This window comes from Bacterioplanoides sp. SCSIO 12839 (assembly GCF_024397975.1).
GTDB lineage: Bacteria > Pseudomonadota > Gammaproteobacteria > Pseudomonadales > Oceanobacteraceae > Bacterioplanoides.
The window spans coordinates 2,826,477-2,843,052 of sequence record NZ_CP073745.1 but is presented as its reverse complement, the minus strand read 5'-3'; the positions used below and the strand labels follow the sequence as shown (position 1 = coordinate 2,843,052).

Sequence of the window (16,576 nt, the reverse complement as noted above, 5' to 3'; positions counted from 1 at the left end):
TATCAAAAGTAGTAGCCCGCGAATAATAAGATTACCCAAACGTTTACAACGTTAACGGATTGAAAAGGCCATCACCCATGACCGATTCTAAAAAACCTTTAGGTATCACCGATGTCGTACTGCGCGACGCACACCAGTCTATTCTGGCAACCCGTATGCGCATCGACGATATGCTTCCCATCGCTGAAAAGCTGGATCAAGTAGGCTACTGGTCTCTTGAGTCCTGGGGCGGCGCAACCTTCGATTCTTGCATCCGCTTCCTGGGCGAAGACCCATGGGATCGCATTCGCGAATTCAAAAAAGCCATGCCAAAAACCCCGCACCAGATGCTGCTGCGTGGTCAGAACCTGCTGGGCTACCGTCACTACGCTGATGACGTGGTTGATAAATTCGTAGAACGCGCTGCTACCAACGGTGTAGACGTTTTCCGTGTATTCGACGCGATGAATGACCCGCGCAACCTGGAAACGGCTTTAAAAGCTGTTAAGAAACAGGGTAAACATGCACAGGGTACGCTGTCGTTTACGACTTCTCCGGTTCATACCATGGAAGCATGGGTGTCTCTGGCGAAACAAATTGAAGATATGGGCGCAGACTCCATTGCCATTAAAGATATGGCCGGTGTACTGACTCCATACGATGCATTTGAACTGGTTAGCAAGCTGAAAGCTCAGACTGACCTGGAAGTTCAACTGCACGCTCACGCGACTTCTGGTCTGTCTGACATGACCATTCTGAAAGCAGTAGAAGCGGGCATCGACCGTGTTGATACGGCAATCTCTTCTATGTCCATGACTTACGGTCACACTGCAACGGAATCCGTTGTAGCTGCACTGGCAGGTACCGAGCGTGAGACTGGCATTGATCTGCTGTTACTGGAAGAAATTGCTGCATACTTCCGTGATGTTCGTAAGAAGTACGCTAAGTTCGAAGGTGCTCTGAAAGGCACAGACTCCCGTATCCTGGTTGCTCAGGTTCCTGGCGGCATGTTAACCAACATGGAAAACCAGCTGCGCGAGCAGGGTGCGTCTGACAAGTTCGACGACGTACTGAAAGAAATCCCACGCGTTCGTGAAGATCTGGGTTTCATTCCTCTGGTAACACCAACTTCTCAGATAGTTGGTACTCAAGCGGTACTGAACGTACTGACTGGCGAGCGTTACAAGTCTATCTCGAAAGAAACTCAGGGCATCCTGAAAGGCGAATATGGTGCTGCACCGGCGCCAATGAACGCTGAGCTGCAGGCTCGTGTTCTGGATGGTGCAGAAGCCATTACTTGTCGTCCGGCTGACCTGCTGGAAAACGAGATGGACAAGATCATTGCAGATGTTGACGCACTGGCTGCCGACAAAGGTATCAAGCTGGCTGACGAGAAAATCGACGATGCACTGACTTACGCTCTGTTCCCACAGATTGCTCCTAAGTTCCTGGAAAACCGTGGTAACCCGGATGCGTTCGAACCAGCGCCTAAAGGTGCTGACGAAGATACCTTCACTGTAACCGTTGATGGCAACGAATACGTGGTGAAAGTTGACGACGGTGGCGATGTTAAAGAACTGGCTCCGGTTAACGGTGCTCCACTGAGCTTCGGTGGTGCTGCACCAGCAGCAGGTGCTCCTGCGGCAGCGGCTCCAGTTGGTGGTGGCGACCCAATCGCAGCGCCTCTGGCTGGTAACGTCTGGAAAGTGATGGTTCAGCCAGGCCAGCAAGTTGCTGAAGGTGATGTAGTTATCATTCTGGAAGCCATGAAGATGGAAACTGAAGTACGTGCTCCACGCGCCGGTACTATCGGTAGCGTTGCGGCGGCGGAAGGTTCTGCTGTGAAAGTTGGCGACACTCTGTACACGCTGGCTTAATGGGAGGCTGACTGATGGATAGCTTACTCCGTCTCTGGAATGACACTGGTATTGCCCATATTGAGGGTGGCCAGGCGTTCATGATGTTGGTGGCCTTTGGTATGTTGTACCTGGCCATCAAAAAAGGCTTTGAGCCACTGCTGCTGTTGCCGATTGCCGTTGGTACTCTGATGGTTAACATCCCGAGTGCTGGTATGGGCTGGTCGGCTGCTGAAGCGGCGATCCGCTCTGCTGATCCTAAAGTGTTGGCAGAATTTGCTGAGCTGTTTGGCATTGCTGCTAATTCGACCATGGATCAGGTGTTTGCCGCTTACAAAGAGGCCTATGAAGTTCAGGGTCTGATGTATAAGAAAGCCGTCGCACTGGGTTCTACCCTGGGCTTTGATAACGGCATGTTATACGTGTTTTACAGCATGACGATTGCCAGTGGTGTTGCACCGTTGCTGATCTTCATGGGTGTTGGCGCGATGACTGACTTCGGCCCTCTGCTGGCAAACCCTAAAACGCTGCTGTTAGGTGCGGCGGCTCAGTTCGGTATCTTCGGTACCGTTGCTGGTGCGGTTCTGCTGACTGACGCAGGTCTGATGGACTTCACCGTTCAGCAGGCAGCTGCGATTGGTATCATCGGTGGTGCTGACGGCCCGACTTCGATCTTTATTGCATCGAAACTGGCGCCTGAACTGCTGGGTGCGATTGCGGTAGCGGCTTACTCATACATGGCTCTGGTTCCTCTGATTCAGCCGCCAATTATGAAAGCACTGACCTCTGAATCTGAGCGTCAGATCGCGATGAGCCAGCTGCGTACCGTGACCAAAGGCGAGAAGATTGTCTTCCCGATTGCGGTACTGGTACTGGTGGCGATTCTGTTGCCATCTGCAGCGCCTCTGCTGGGTATGTTCTGCTTCGGTAACCTGATGAAAGAATCGGGTGTGGTTGAGCGTCTGAGTGATACTGCGCAAAATGCTCTGATCAACGTAGTGACCATCTTCCTGGGTCTGTCTGTTGGTTACAAAATGAGCTCTGATGCCTTCCTGAATGGCAGCACTCTGGCGATTATCGTTCTGGGTCTGGTTGCCTTCATGGTGGGTACCGCTGCGGGCGTGATCATGGCGAAAATCATGAACAAGCTGAGCAAAGATCCAATTAACCCGTTAATCGGTTCAGCAGGTGTATCTGCGGTGCCAATGGCGGCGCGTGTATCTAACAAAGTGGGCCTGGAAGCTAACAGCCAGAACTTCCTGCTGATGCATGCTATGGGTCCAAACGTTGCAGGTGTAATCGGTTCTGCAGTAGCAGCCGGTGTGATGATTTCCTTCTTTGGGTAATCTCTGACACCTTATTAAACGTTAAGAAAAACGCCGCCCTGGGAACAGCGCGGCGTTTTTTTATATCTCATAAAAATTTCGAATTAATGCTATTGACTGAATTGTAAATTTTATTAAAATCCGCATCGCGCTATGTCGGCGCCTTTATATTTTTTAATCTATGACCAAGGGATGTGGACGATGAAGTATCTCACCGCAAGTGCATTGGCACTATCAATGTTATCTTTTAATGCATCGGCTGAATTGTTGGTGGGTGGTAATTTATTCACCAGTATCTCCGGAGATGCTAAAGCCGAGTTTGATGTTCTGGATGATGAAATTACTGAGAATACTGATGTCTCGGGGTTGTCTTTTTTTATCGGTTCCAAGAGTGAGCGTAACAACCGTTTTTTACTGAGCCTGGAATCAACGACCGTTGATTTTGATAAAAGCAATGACAGTGAAGATTTAACGGGCCTGAACTTTGACTGGCAATTTGTTTACACCGACGAACAAATTAAACCTTATTGGGCTATTGGTTTTGGCGTATATAAGGTGGATGAAGCTTTGGTATTAACCGGAACCGATAAAGAAGGTGATAGTCTTTCAGGCTTCGCTTTTCAGCTTGGAGCTGGTGCCAAAATAGAGGTAACCCCTCAGTTTGAACTGGATGTTTCCTTCAAGCGTCAAGCAATCGTATGGCAAGATATTGAGCTGGATGTTGGCTTTGTAACAGAAACAATCAGCACAACTTATGTCCACAATAGTGTGAATGTTGGCGCCGCCTTTATGTTCTGATATCTCAACGCCTCTGATGTATTTATTGGTACTTAGGGGCGTTATTAATACGCACTGATATACGCAATAAACCCTACCCAACTTAACCCTAATAATATCCAGGGTAATAATACTGGGTTACTACCTTTCTCTTCAGAGATTGGCTGAGCTTCCGCTTTTTCTTTTGCTTTTAATTCCTGCTTACGCTGCTTGTCACGCTCCCGGGCTTTTTGTTTTTCGCGTTTTTTATATTCTGCGATGCCTTTTTCAATGCCTTGAGCAATTAGTTTTGTCTGCTCTTTGGTTTGTCCTGGCTTTTGAATACCTTTGGCAACTTTGAGAGCTTCCACTTTAGTAACATCAGAAATGGGGGCCGATTTGTTTTTTTTCATGGTGAATAAGTCGAGTGATAAAACCTTATGGTAACCACAAGTTGTGATGGTGTCTCCGCCCGATTTTGACGGAGACACTGAGGTCCGTTATTGAATTTGATCGCAGGTTCCCTGGGTTGCTGCTTCATAAGTTGCCCGGGCAGCAGGGTCGCTGATGCTTTGCCCTAAACAACGAATATACGATTGGCAGGCGCTTCTTAATAAACTTGAGCTTGAGGAGCCGCTACAAATTGCATTAAACAAGGTACTTGCCGTGCTCGTGCATAGGCTAGGGACCTGAATGCTGGTTCCACAAGCACTGATATTAGACAGTGAAACACCGCCTGACCCACCGGTGCTACCACCACCTGAGCCGCCACCGGAACTGCCGCCAGTACCCGATGTACCTGACAGTATTTCTCCGGTATTACTGAAGTGATCCAAAATGGTGTCTCGGCGTGATACGCAACTGCCGCTGCTGGAGTAGGACGAATGGAATGAGTAGCCACTGCTGCAGGATGAGGACGTACATTCTACCGACAGGGTATTTCCTGATCGTTGGGTGCACATTGAAAATGCGGAAGTGGATGGGCTATCAGAACCGCTGCTGCTTGAAGAGGAGCTGTCCTCCGAGCCACAAGCGACTAAAAAACCGCCAGCCATTATCAAGACGGCGGATTTGAGTGCGTTAAAGATGGTCATGATCTTTTCTCCTATGGCGTATGCCTGGTGATGGTCTTGGTGATTCCTGCCACCGAAACCAGTTGTTTAAATCGTTTGAAGTCATGTGGATTGCTAAAGTCGTCAGCTGTCACTGATAACTGTTGTTTCTGTAGCTGAATGGCTGTTTCATATTCTTGTTGCCAATAATCACCCGGGAGATTCAGCGGTTGTTCCGACAGCGCGAGCTGGCTGAGATCCTGATAGTGATTGATAAGAGTGTGATTGGTGTTGCTGCGAGGCAGGTGTTCCAGAGTGTCGGCAATCAATTGCATCTGGGCCTGAATGTATGGCGAAGTCTGTAAGTCTGCGATGTGTTGATTGACGAGTTGCTGCTTCTCTTCATTGGACATCAGCGTGTCTGTTAATGAGCTCAGTAGCGTTAACGATACTTGGTTATCTCTGGCTACGGGGTGATCACCAGCTGTGGAAGGCTGGGCCTCACTGCCGGATAAAATACTGGCGAGCAGCAGGTGTAAATCATGTTTTGTCTCGATACGTTGACCGGAATTGATGTAAGCACGTACTAACTTCTGCGCCAAAGCATGGTCGTAGAAAGTTGTATCAGAGGTCGCTGCTGCTTTGGTTTTTGCCGGATGGTTGTAGTTGGGCAGGTGTGTGTCGAATGATGGGTTATATAGTGAAGAGCTGTAACGTGAGGAGCTGTAACGTGAGGAGCTGTAAGATGTCGATTGCTGTTGAGCGTCGTGTTCTACCAGTCTTACAGAGGAACTTGGTGAGCTGTTGCCAAACGAGGAAACAACAACCAAATCGTCCATGGTTATCTGGCTCAACCCAAAAGCGCCTGTAATCAGGAAGAGACTTACGGCTTCCCATTGCTTAATCGCCATTGTGTTTCCTCAACTCCATGCTTAAGCATTTATTCAGGTTAATATCTGCACAGCTATTGAGCAAATATTAAACAAGGAAGGAGTTGGCTCCTGACGTCAGCACCGTATCCGTGAACCGCTAATATCGTTACAATCGTCGGCTGTTTTCAGTAAGTGTTTTTATTCATGTCTGCTTCCGGTTTTGTTCATCTGCGTGTCCATTCTGAATTCTCGCTGTACGACAGTACGGTACGGGTGAAAAAGCTGTTGGCGACTGCCGAAAGCATGGGGATGCCTGCGGTTGCTTTGACAGATCAGGCCAATATGTATGCGCTGGTGAAGTTCTACAAAGGAGCACTGGGCAGTGGTATTAAACCGATTCTTGGTGCTGATCTGTGGCTTGAGAATGAAGAAGATATTCATGCACCGTTTCGGATAACGGCTTTGTGCCAGACACCAGATGGCTACCTTGGGCTGCGTGAGCTGATTTCCCGTGGCTTTATGGACAACCAGCACTTTGATAAAGCCATCATCAAAAAAGAGTGGCTGTTTGAGCAGAATAACGGCCTGATTGTGTTAGCCGGCGCCCGTGATGGTGATATTGGCCAGCGTATTCTGAAAGGTGATTTAGAGGGGGCAGAAGCCTTAGCGGCAGATTATCAACAAGTGTTTGGTGATCGTTTTTATTACGAGGTACAACGTACCGGACGCCAGGGTGATGAATCGGTTGTGAAAGCGGGAATGATGCTGGGCGGCAAGTTGGGCATGCCGCTGGTGGCGACTAATGATGTACGTTTCTTAGCCGCCGATGATTTTGAAGCCCACGAAACCCGGGTTTCCATTGGCCAGGGGTATGCGCTGGAGGATAAACGCCGCCCGCGTGAGTACAGTAATCAGCAATACTTCCGCAGCGCTGAGGAAATGGCTGAGTTATTTGCCGATATTCCTTCTGCTATTGAAAACACCGTTGAAATTGCCCGCCGTTGTTCGGTTGAGGTTCTGTTAGGCAAATATTTCTTGCCGGATTACCCGATTCCGGAAGGCATGGATGAAGATGACTTTTTCCGCAAAATCTCCGAAGTGGGTTTGCAGGAACGACTGGAATTTATTTTCTCCGATCTTGACCCGAATTCCCCGGAATTTGCTGAAAAACGAAAACCCTACGATGAGCGTTTAAAGTTCGAGCTGGATATTATTATCCAGATGGGATTCCCCGGTTATTTCCTGATCGTAATGGACTTTATTCAATGGGCCAAAGATCACAATATTCCGGTTGGCCCGGGGCGGGGTTCCGGCGCAGGCTCACTGGTTGCTTATGCGCAAAAAATTACCGACCTGGATCCGCTGGAATACGACTTACTGTTCGAACGATTTCTGAACCCGGAACGGGTTTCCATGCCCGACTTTGATATCGACTTCTGTATGGAAGATCGTGAAAAAGTGATCTCCTACGTGGCCGATAACTACGGTCGTGAAGCGGTATCGCAGATTGTGACGTTTGGCACCATGGCGGCCAAAGCGGTGGTACGTGACGTAGCCCGTGCGCAAGGTAAGTCGTTCGGTTTAGCCGATAAATTATCCAAATTAATTCCCGGCGACCCAGGTATGACGCTGGAAAAAGCGTTAAAAGTGGAGCCCGCGCTTGGCGAGTTTTTAAACGACGATGATGAAGCCCAGGAAATCTGGGAAATGGCGTTAAAACTCGAAGGTATTGCCCGACAAACCGGTAAACACGCCGGTGGTGTGGTGATTGCGCCAACCAAATTAACCGATTTCTCAGCCACCGCCTGTGAACCGGGTGGCGCCGGTCTGGTGACTCAATTTGATAAAAATGACGTTGAAGAAGCAGGCTTAGTTAAGTTCGACTTTTTGGGCTTGCGGACGTTAACTATTATCGATTGGGCGTTAAAAACCATTAATCGTATTCGTGCTAAAGACAATCTTGAGCCGATCCGGGTAGAAGAAATTCCACTGGATGATAAACCCTCGATTGAGTATCTGAAAACCGCACAAACCACCGCGGTGTTTCAGCTGGAATCCCGCGGGATGAAAGATCTGGTACGCCGCCTACAGCCGGATAATCTGGAAGACATGATTGCACTGGTGGCGCTGTTCCGTCCGGGGCCATTGGAATCTGGCATGGTGGATGACTTTATTAACCGGAAGCATGGCCGTGCCGAAGTGGCTTACCCGCATCCGGACTTCCAACACGAAAGTTTAAAACCAATTCTGGAACCGACCTACGGCGTCATTGTTTATCAAGAACAGGTTATGCAGATCGCCCAGACATTGGCTGGCTACACGCTGGGCGGCGCGGATATGTTGCGTCGGGCGATGGGTAAGAAAAAGCCGGAAGAAATGGCCAAACAACGGGAAACCTTCCGCGAAGGGGCGATTTCGGTTGGGGTTGATCCAGACCTGGCGATGAAGATTTTTGACCTGGTGGAAAAGTTTGCCGGCTACGGTTTTAACAAATCTCACTCGGCGGCTTATGCGGTTGTTTCTTATCATACGCTGTGGCTGAAAAAACATTACCCTGCGCCGTTTATGGCGGCGGTAATGACCTCCGATATGCAAAACACCGATAAAGTAGTGGGCTTTATTGAAGAATGTCGTGAGATGGAATTAGAGCTGGTATTGCCCAATGTGAACCAGTCGGAATTTGGTTTTACCGTGAATGATGCCGGTGCCATTGTGTATGGTTTAGGCGCGGTAAAAGGTGCCGGTGAAGGCCCTGTAGAAGCTATTACTGAGGCACGTGCTGAAGGTGGTGAATTTAAGGATTTGTTCGATTTTTGTGAGCGTTGTGATTCCAAACGCATTAATAAACGTGTGTTAGAAGCCTTGGTACGTTGTGGTGCGTTTGATTGTTTTGGTGAAGATCGTTCTATTTTAATGGCCAGCATTGAAGATGCGGTTAAAGCGGCGGGGCAAAGCGCGGCTAATGAAGCGGCGGGCATGATGGATTTATTTGGTGAAGTGGAAGCCGAAGTGGCGGATGAAGCGGACCCGTATGAACGTCATCGTCAGTTGCGTAAGTGGACCTTAAAAGAGCGCTTACAGGGCGAAAAAGACACGCTGGGTTTATACGTTACTGGCCACCCGTTTGATGAGTATGAAAAAGAAGTTCGCCAGTTAGTCCCCACCAAACTGTCCCACCTTCAGGAAGGCAAAGGCTCACAAAAACTCACTGGCTTAGTGGTGGATATGCGGGTGATGAAAAACAAACGTGGTGACAATATGTGTTTTGTTACCCTGGATGATCGCTCAGGCAGGATGGAAGTTGCCTTGTTTGCTGACGTATATGAAGAAGTGCGTGAGGTGGTTGCCAAAGATAAAGTGCTGGTGGTGGAAGCCCAGGTTAGCCATGACGATTATTCTGGCGGGTTAAAAGCCACTGGCCGCAGCGCAATGGAAATCAGTCAGGCACGGCTCAACTTTGCTAAATCGTTGCGTATTCGTGTGGATAACGACAAAGCCACAGATTTATTGTGCAAACAATTGCAGCAAAAATTATTACCATTGGAAAACGGTTGCCCTGTGGTGCTGGATTTCCACAACGAAGTCGCTCGTTGCGATATTCAGTTAGGCGACCAATGGCGGATTAATCCAACGGATGATCAACTGTTGCAGCTGAAATATGAGTTTGGTGAAGATGCTGTCGAGTTGTTGTTTAACTGATGCCATTGACGCCGCATTAGGAGAATATCCAGCGGATAAAACCCTCTGGTTGGCACTGAGTGGCGGACTCGATTCGGTGTCCTTGTTACATCGGCTGGCGACATTGCCACAATACCAGCCCAGAATAAAACAGGGCCAATTAAAAGCCATTCATATACACCATGGTTTATCCGAGCATGCCGATGAATGGTTAAGCTTTTGCCAGCAACTCTGCGCGGAATTTAATATTCCGTTTTATGCTGAAAAAATCACTCTGAATAATCACCACAATAATATTGAGCAACAGGCACGTGATGCTCGTTATCAGGTCTTTAGCCAATATGTATCGGATGGTGAATATTTATTAACAGCGCACCATGCGGATGATCAGCTCGAAACATTCTTTCTGCGTTTATTGCGTGGTGCCGGATTAGATGGCTTGGCGGGTATTCCGCGACAACGTCAACACATGCATTTCACAATTGTCCGGCCATTGTTAGGCTGCAGCCGTGCTCAGCTTCAGGACTATGCGCAGCAACAGCAACTCCGTTGGGTTGAAGATGAATCCAATCAGGATACCCGGTTTGATCGAAACTGGTGGCGGCAACATTTATTACCACAAATCTGGCAGCAGTTTCCCGGGCGTAAAACAGCCGTATTACGTTCATTGCAACAGCTGCAGCAGGATCGGGCAATTCTTTCCCTGTTATTGGATGAAAAACTGGATGGGTGCCGGGCTGAATGTGATTGGCCGCAAACAAAGTCAAATTATCTTAAATTAACTGCGCTGGCGGAATACACGGATGAATTGCAGCCTTATATTATTCGTCGCTGGTTACAACAGAATGGCATTTCTGCACCATCTTCCGCACAGTTGCAACAATTCTGTGCTGGACTGTTTTCTGCTCACGTAGATAAACACCCGCAATTGTTAATCGGTGATTGGGTGATGCAGCGCTTCCAGCAAGGGTTGTATTTACGACAGCGGGAAGCCGGCCTGGAAACTGAAAAAACGCTGGTGGTTGCGGATATTGGAGGCAATCCTCAATCAACGGATTTATTAAGCTGGGGCGGCGCTTCATTGGTAGCAGAGGCATCGGAGTCTGGCGGTATTGTGTCTGGAACCTATCGTGTTGTTTCCGCCTCTGAGTGCCGGGGGATGACCCTGCAACCCAAAGGCCGTCCGCATAAAACCTTAAAACATGTGTGGCAGGAGAACCACGTGCCGCTGTGGTTACGTGATCATTGGCCTTGTATGCTCGATGAGCAGGGAGAATTAGTGGCTGTGATAGGATTATCATTGTCTCAATTGTATTATTCAGACTCCGGCTGGAGTTTGCACTGGAGAACAAAATGAAAAATAACCTGATGTGTTCCGCTATCAGTGTCGTCTGTTTATTGTTGTTGTCGGTTGTTTCTCAGGCATTGTCTGTCTATCAGGTGAATGCAGTGATGAGTTATGGTGGTCAGCTGAAAACGGATGCGGCTTTTGTGATTCTGGAAAACGATACCAGCCGCTATGAAGAACATGGCAAAGGTGGCTATAGCCTGGTGTTGTCGGTGCAGGAAAATGCAGCGGGCAGCTACACGGTAAGCACCCAGGTGTATGCTGATCAGGGTGATGGACAAGAGTTGTTAGCAACGCCCAGTGTGACGCTTGAAAAACAACAGCCTGCCTCTGTTACGTTTGATTCGGATTTGGTTGGACGTGTGGAGCTGGAACTCACACTGGTTGAGCATGCCGAGGTGGATGCAGCTGAATTTCAGGAATGTAAGTACGTAGAATGCGAATAAAACGACCTTTATCATCACTGAAACTGATTTTGTTAGCCGCTTTGGTATTGCTTCAAAGTGGTTGCGAAGATTCTCGTGAGCCAATCTTACGGGGAGTTAAACAAACCATTGATGAATTGTTTGATAGTCACCCTGAAAAAATCGCGGATGATTCGGGCAGTGTTGAGAATACTTCAGAGAGTTTGCCAGAGACGGAAAAAGAGCCGCTTAACCTGAATATCCCTGATGACATTTTGCAGGGAGAGTTGCCTCAAATGGCTCATGACCCTGTTTGGGGGCCAGATGTTAAGGCTGCGTCGGTGGGAGAGTATCAGACGTTTCCAAACTTATTTGAGGATGCACCTTCTGAAGATGACTCAACCATGGGGGTTTCGGGTAAATTGCATTGGGATGAAACCGAGGAAGAAACGGACGAAAGCATTCCGCGGTTGCGTGATATTAAAGGTGCAGAGTTGGAGATATCGGTAAAAACACGCTGATTTTACCGATATCTATTCAAGTTTCGCCTTCAGGAGCAGTATTCAAGCCAGGCGATTAGCAAGGCTTCAAAATCGTCCAGGCCACAACCAGCCACTTCTTCACTGTCGTAAAAGCTCAGTCCTTCGGCATCCATTTGTTCAGCACTGTCGGCATCGAGATTATTCACCAGACTGTTGGCTTTTATTTCTACTTCATCTTTGTTCAGCGTCAGGCGGAACTCTTTGCCATCCACATCCAACTCAAGAAAAATACCGTCGCGAATTTCAGCGATGTTATGCAATAAACCGTTCACCCGGTCAGTGTCAGCCCCAATTTCATCGCTTAACCAGCGGCCAATGGCCGCTTGTTCCATCGACAGTTCAGCAACCGGACCGCGAGCGCCCTGATAAAACTGATATTCCATTAATCGTCCTCTACCAGAGGAGCGCCAGCTAACGGCCAGCCGCCCAAATCTTTGTATCGATTCACGATATAACAAAACAATTCTGCGGTTTTGTAAGTATCGTATTCGGCGCTGTGGGCTGAGTTATTATCAAAATCAATACCGGCGGTTTTACAAGACTTTGCTAATACGGTTTGCCCCAGAGCAATGGCCGCAATGGATGCGGTATCAAACGATGAAAACGGATGAAATGGATCGCGTTTAATATCGTTACGATCCACCGCTGCACGCAGGAAGCCATGATCGAAGTGGGCGTTATGGCCAACTAACACTGCGCGGTTGCAACCGTATTTTTTAATATCCCGACGAATGGTCTGGAACATTTCGCTCAGCACATCGATTTCGAATTCGGCATCGCGCTCTGGATCAAACGGATCAATGCCGGTGAAATCCAGTGCTTCTTGCTCCAGATTAGCCCCATCAAATGGGTGAATATTGGCCGATAAGGTTTCGTCAGGGTGCAGGTAGCCATCTTCGTCCATACGAAGGGTTACCATGGCAATTTCTAGCAGGGCATCGGTGCGGGCATTAAACCCACCCGTTTCAACATCCACCACGACGGGCAAAAAGCCGCGGAAGCGTTGCGCCATTAATGACTTATCCTGATTGCCGGAATCCTGGCTCATGTGAGTTCCTTAAAAATATTAGTAGTCGAGTTTCCAGCGCAGGGTTTCACCTGCACGTAATGGCACAATAATGTCGTCACCGAATGGCATTTCGATGGGCGCTTGCCAGTCTTGTTTAATCAATGAGATTTCATCGGAGTTGCGCGGTAAACCATAAAAATCCGGGCCGAAGTGGCTGGCAAACCCTTCCAGTTTATCCAGTGCGCCTAAGTCATCAAAAATTTCGGCGTACAGTTCAATGGCAGCATAGGCACTGAAGCAACCGGCACAGCCGCAGGCACTTTCTTTAGCACCCTTGGCGTGTGGGGCAGAGTCTGTACCTAAAAAGAACTTAGGACTGCCACTGATAGCAGCTTCCTGTAATGCTTGCTGATGGGTGTTACGCTTCAGAATTGGCAGGCAATAAAAATGAGGGCGGATGCCACCAACCAGCATATGGTTACGGTTGTAGGCCAGATGTTGAACTGTGATGGTGGCAGCGACATTATCGCCCTGGCTCATAACAAAATCCGCAGCATCTTTGGTCGTGATGTGCTCAACCACCATATTGAGATTTGGATGGCGGCTGGCCAGTGGCACCAGAATTTCGTCTAAAAATTTCTTTTCACGATCAAAAATATCCACGTCTGAGTGGGTGACTTCACCGTGTACCAACAGTTTGATGTCGTTTTCGGCCAGTGCTGCGGCCAGTTCATCCAACTTGCCCAGATCGGTTACACCAGAATCTGAGTTAGTGGTTGCGCCAGCCGGGTACAGTTTAACGGCAACAATATGGCCCGCTTCTTTGGCTTCACGAATCATGTCCGGCGTGGTGTTGTCGGTGAGATACAGCACCATCAGTGGATTAAAGTTCAAACCCTGTGGCACCTTAGACAGGATGCGGCCACGATACTCTAATGCCTGCTCGGCATTCATTACCGGTGGTTGAAGGTTCGGCATGATAATCGCGCGTCCCATCACCCGGGCGGTAGCAGGCACGGTGTGCTGCAACACGGCACCATCGCGCAGGTGCAGATGCCAATCGTCAGGGCGAGTGATGGTAATGCGGTCAGTCATTGGGGCAAACCTCAGCTAATCTTAGAAAAGTTATCGGAGTATATGATCTCGGTTGGCCCGCATTGTACCGAAAAGTGGCGGACTTTTCCTGATTATCTCAGCGTTCGGGCGCCATCAAAATAACGAAGGGCTCAATCATTTGAGTATTTGGCCGATAACCCAGTGGTAACTCTGAAATATGCGTCGAATGGCACTTTTTTATCTGAATAAATGACGGTTTGTTATGTTACGAATGTTGTCTGTTATAACTCTGTTGTGCATCTGGCTGCCTTTGCCGGCGGCTCAGCCGCTGCAGTTTGCTGGTGGCCTGGACAGTACCGAATGGACCTTATCCGGTTCGGTATTTGAGTGCCGTTTTGCCCAACAGATTCCGGATTATGGCCGTGGTGTGTTTTATCATCAGGCCGGTGAGGATGTGTATTTCCAGTTAGAAACGACCCGCAATCTGATGGACTACAGTCAGGCTCAGGTGAGCATTCTGCCCCCTTATTGGCAACCGAGTGGTAAAACCGAGTTCTTAGGTACCAGTAAAATCAGTCGTCAGCAGCCGGTGCTCAGTCTGGATCATGAACGTACGAATCGCTTTTTACATGCGTTGATGGAAGGGAAATGGCCGACCATCAGCCACAAAACCTATTACGACGATGAACGCTTTGTGCAGATTCAATTGTCGTCGTTAGCGTTTGATGACTTTTATCTCGATTACCTGGAGTGTGTGAAACAACTGTTGCCGGTTAACTTTGATCAGGTCGCCCGTTCGAAGGTGTTTTTTGGAGAGGGTGAAAAAGACATTGATAAGCCCGATATGGAAGTGCTCGATACCATTATTTTTTATATGAAAAATGATCCGAGAGTGTTTGCGGCTTATCTGGATGGCCATTCTGATAATCAGGGGCGGCGTTATGACCAACGTCAGATTTCCAAAGCACGGGTGGAAGATGTTGAGCGTTATTTTATTAAACAGGGTATTGATCCGGAGATGATCACCACCCGTTTTCATGGCGGTCGTTACCCGGTTGCCTCTAATAAGAGCCGCAAAGGCCGTGCAGAAAACCGTCGGGTGACCATCCGCCTGGAGCAGCGCACGGATATGCCGATTCCCGATCACTTGCTGTTTAAGTTGCCTCCCCGTACTGACCGCTGATGATCTGAACGCCAAGCTTGGCTAGTTGCGGTGCAATCAGTACAATATGCCCCCTTAAATTTTTCTGTTGCCCGGGTTGAGAACAATCTGGGCCTAATCGTCCTGGAGAATTCCATGTCAGACATCAAAAAAGTGGTGTTGGCCTATTCCGGTGGTTTAGATACCTCGGTAATCGCTAAGTGGCTGAAAGAAGAGTACAACTGTGAAGTGGTGACCTTTACTGCTGACCTGGGTCAGGGTGAAGAAGTCGAGCCAGCACGTGCTAAAGCCGAAGCATTAGGCATCAAAGAAATTTACATCGATGACCTGCGTGAAGAATTTGCCCGCGATTTCGTATTCCCGATGTTCCGTGCAAATACCATCTACGAAGGTGAATACTTGCTGGGTACTTCCATTGCTCGCCCGCTGATCGCCAAGCGTCTGATTGAAATTGCTAATGAAACCGGCGCTGATGCCATTGCTCATGGTGCAACGGGCAAAGGCAACGATCAGGTACGTTTCGAGCTGGGTGCTTACGCACTGAAGCCAGGCGTTAAAGTGATTGCGCCATGGCGTGATTGGGATCTGACTTCTCGTGAAACCCTGATGGCTTACTGTGATGAACACGGTATTGAAGTTGAGAAGAAGGCAGGCAAGAAGTCGCCTTACTCAATGGATGCCAACCTGCTGCACATTTCTTACGAAGGTGACATTCTGGAAGATCCTTGGAATGAGCCGGAAGAAGATATGTGGCTGTGGACCAAGGCACCAGAGCAAGCCAAAGATGAGCCAACTTACCTGACCATCAGCTTCAAAAACGGTGATCCGGTTGCTATCGACGGTGTTGAAAAATCACCGGCAACCATTATGGAAGAACTGAACAAAACAGCTGGTGAAAACGGCGTTGGCCGTGTCGACATCGTAGAAAACCGTTATGTGGGCATGAAGGCCCGTGGTTGTTACGAGACTCCAGCGGGTACTGTATTGCTGAAAGCGCACCGCGCTATCGAGTCCATCACGCTGGACCGTGAAGCCATGCACCTGAAAGATGAGCTGATGCCTAAATACGCTAAGCTGATTTATAACGGTTACTGGTGGTCCCCTGAGCGTGCCATGCTGCAAGCCGCGATTGATGAAACTCAGAAAGTGGTTAACGGTGATGTTCGCATTAAGCTGTATAAAGGTAACGTGATTGTTGTGGGTCGCCAGTCTGAAGATACGCTGTTTGACGAAGCGATTGCCACCTTTGAAGACGATGCGGGTGCTTACGATCAGGCGGATGCAGCAGGCTTTATTAAGCTGAATGCTCTGCGCCTGCGTACTGCTGCGAAAAAAGGCCGCAGCCCGCTGTAAGCATTATTGCTGCTAAGCCAGGCATAAATAGGTCGACAATAGAAAAACGCTGGTGTGAAAACGCCGGCGTTTTTTTATGCGTGTTTAATACTCTCTCTTAGGTTTAATTCATAATTCAGGTACCGGGAATTTTAATAGCAGCAACAGGATGTTGCGGTAGCCCGGCAGGCACATGGATGTGCCT

The 16,576-nt window shown here is 48.7% G+C and carries 16 protein-coding genes; 11 read left to right on the top strand and 5 right to left on the bottom strand.

Annotated elements, in window-relative coordinates; all coding sequences use genetic code 11:
* Positions 1-77 precede the first annotated feature (77 nt).
* From oadA to KFF03_RS13020, 3 genes are all read left to right on the top strand, one after another.
* On the top strand, positions 78-1,856 hold the full coding sequence (gene oadA / locus KFF03_RS13030) for a sodium-extruding oxaloacetate decarboxylase subunit alpha (RefSeq protein ID WP_255857359.1): 1,779 nt from the start codon (positions 78-80) through the stop codon (positions 1,854-1,856).
* A gap of 14 nt (positions 1,857-1,870) precedes the next feature.
* A complete protein-coding gene (locus tag KFF03_RS13025) occupies positions 1,871-3,181 on the top strand; it encodes a sodium ion-translocating decarboxylase subunit beta (protein WP_255857358.1) in 1,311 nt (436 codons plus the stop codon).
* Positions 3,182-3,361: 180 nt separating this feature from the next.
* The gene (locus tag KFF03_RS13020; protein WP_255857357.1) at positions 3,362-3,958 is read left to right on the top strand and encodes an outer membrane beta-barrel protein; all 597 of its coding nucleotides are present in this window, start codon (positions 3,362-3,364) and stop codon (positions 3,956-3,958) included.
* Between the two features lie 44 nt (positions 3,959-4,002).
* Here KFF03_RS13020 and KFF03_RS13015 read toward each other — a convergent pair whose 3' ends face one another.
* Positions 4,003-4,407 (bottom strand): DUF2956 domain-containing protein, encoded by a 405-nt coding sequence (locus KFF03_RS13015; RefSeq protein ID WP_255857356.1) that lies wholly within the window; start codon positions 4,405-4,407, stop codon positions 4,003-4,005.
* A gap of 202 nt (positions 4,408-4,609) precedes the next feature.
* On the opposite strand from KFF03_RS13015, the gene KFF03_RS13010 reads away from it, so the two are divergent.
* The gene (locus tag KFF03_RS13010) at positions 4,610-4,747 is read left to right on the top strand and encodes a hypothetical protein (protein WP_255857355.1); all 138 of its coding nucleotides are present in this window, start codon (positions 4,610-4,612) and stop codon (positions 4,745-4,747) included.
* Positions 4,748-4,870: 123 nt separating this feature from the next.
* Complete coding sequence (locus KFF03_RS13005) at positions 4,871-5,041, top strand: hypothetical protein (protein WP_255857354.1); 171 nt, start codon at positions 4,871-4,873, stop codon at positions 5,039-5,041.
* On the opposite strand, the gene KFF03_RS13000 is transcribed toward KFF03_RS13005, so the two are convergent.
* Entirely contained in the window at positions 5,022-5,879 is an 858-nt protein-coding gene (locus tag KFF03_RS13000) for a hypothetical protein (RefSeq protein ID WP_255857353.1), read from the bottom strand. The genes KFF03_RS13005 and KFF03_RS13000 overlap by 20 nt on opposite strands.
* 165 nt (positions 5,880-6,044) lie before the next feature.
* Here KFF03_RS13000 and dnaE point away from each other — a divergent pair, with 165 nt between their 5' ends.
* From dnaE to KFF03_RS12980, 4 genes are read left to right on the top strand one after another with little or no spacing between them, the layout of a single operon-like run.
* Positions 6,045-9,539, top strand: coding sequence for a DNA polymerase III subunit alpha (dnaE, locus tag KFF03_RS12995; RefSeq protein ID WP_255857352.1), 3,495 nt, complete (start codon positions 6,045-6,047; stop codon positions 9,537-9,539).
* Positions 9,499-10,875, top strand: coding sequence for a tRNA lysidine(34) synthetase TilS (gene tilS, locus KFF03_RS12990; protein ID WP_255857351.1), 1,377 nt, complete (start codon positions 9,499-9,501; stop codon positions 10,873-10,875). Before dnaE ends, tilS begins: the two co-directional genes overlap by 41 nt.
* Positions 10,872-11,312 (top strand): hypothetical protein, encoded by a 441-nt coding sequence (locus KFF03_RS12985; protein WP_255857350.1) that lies wholly within the window; start codon positions 10,872-10,874, stop codon positions 11,310-11,312. The genes tilS and KFF03_RS12985 overlap by 4 nt, the downstream gene beginning before the upstream one ends.
* Complete coding sequence (locus KFF03_RS12980; RefSeq protein WP_255857349.1) at positions 11,303-11,791, top strand: hypothetical protein; 489 nt, start codon at positions 11,303-11,305, stop codon at positions 11,789-11,791. The genes KFF03_RS12985 and KFF03_RS12980 overlap by 10 nt, the downstream gene beginning before the upstream one ends.
* A gap of 29 nt (positions 11,792-11,820) precedes the next feature.
* On the opposite strand, the gene KFF03_RS12975 is transcribed toward KFF03_RS12980, so the two are convergent.
* The 3 genes from KFF03_RS12975 to pyrC are packed head-to-tail and all read right to left on the bottom strand — an operon-like array spanning position 11,821 to position 13,916.
* Positions 11,821-12,195, bottom strand: a complete 375-nt coding sequence (locus KFF03_RS12975) for a YacL family protein (protein WP_255857348.1) — start codon at positions 12,193-12,195, stop codon at positions 11,821-11,823.
* Positions 12,195-12,860 (bottom strand): ribonuclease T, encoded by a 666-nt coding sequence (rnt, locus tag KFF03_RS12970; protein WP_255857347.1) that lies wholly within the window; start codon positions 12,858-12,860, stop codon positions 12,195-12,197. The genes KFF03_RS12975 and rnt overlap by 1 nt, the downstream gene beginning before the upstream one ends.
* 18 nt (positions 12,861-12,878) lie before the next feature.
* Positions 12,879-13,916 (bottom strand): dihydroorotase, encoded by a 1,038-nt coding sequence (pyrC, locus tag KFF03_RS12965; protein WP_255857346.1) that lies wholly within the window; start codon positions 13,914-13,916, stop codon positions 12,879-12,881.
* Positions 13,917-14,139: 223 nt separating this feature from the next.
* Between pyrC and KFF03_RS12960 the strand changes: the two genes are divergently transcribed.
* Together KFF03_RS12960 and KFF03_RS12955 are read left to right on the top strand one after the other, a co-directional pair.
* On the top strand, positions 14,140-15,060 hold the full coding sequence (locus KFF03_RS12960) for an OmpA family protein (RefSeq protein ID WP_255857345.1): 921 nt from the start codon (positions 14,140-14,142) through the stop codon (positions 15,058-15,060).
* A gap of 114 nt (positions 15,061-15,174) precedes the next feature.
* On the top strand, positions 15,175-16,392 hold the full coding sequence (locus tag KFF03_RS12955) for an argininosuccinate synthase (RefSeq protein WP_255857344.1): 1,218 nt from the start codon (positions 15,175-15,177) through the stop codon (positions 16,390-16,392).
* The last annotated feature ends 184 nt before the right edge of the window (positions 16,393-16,576 follow it).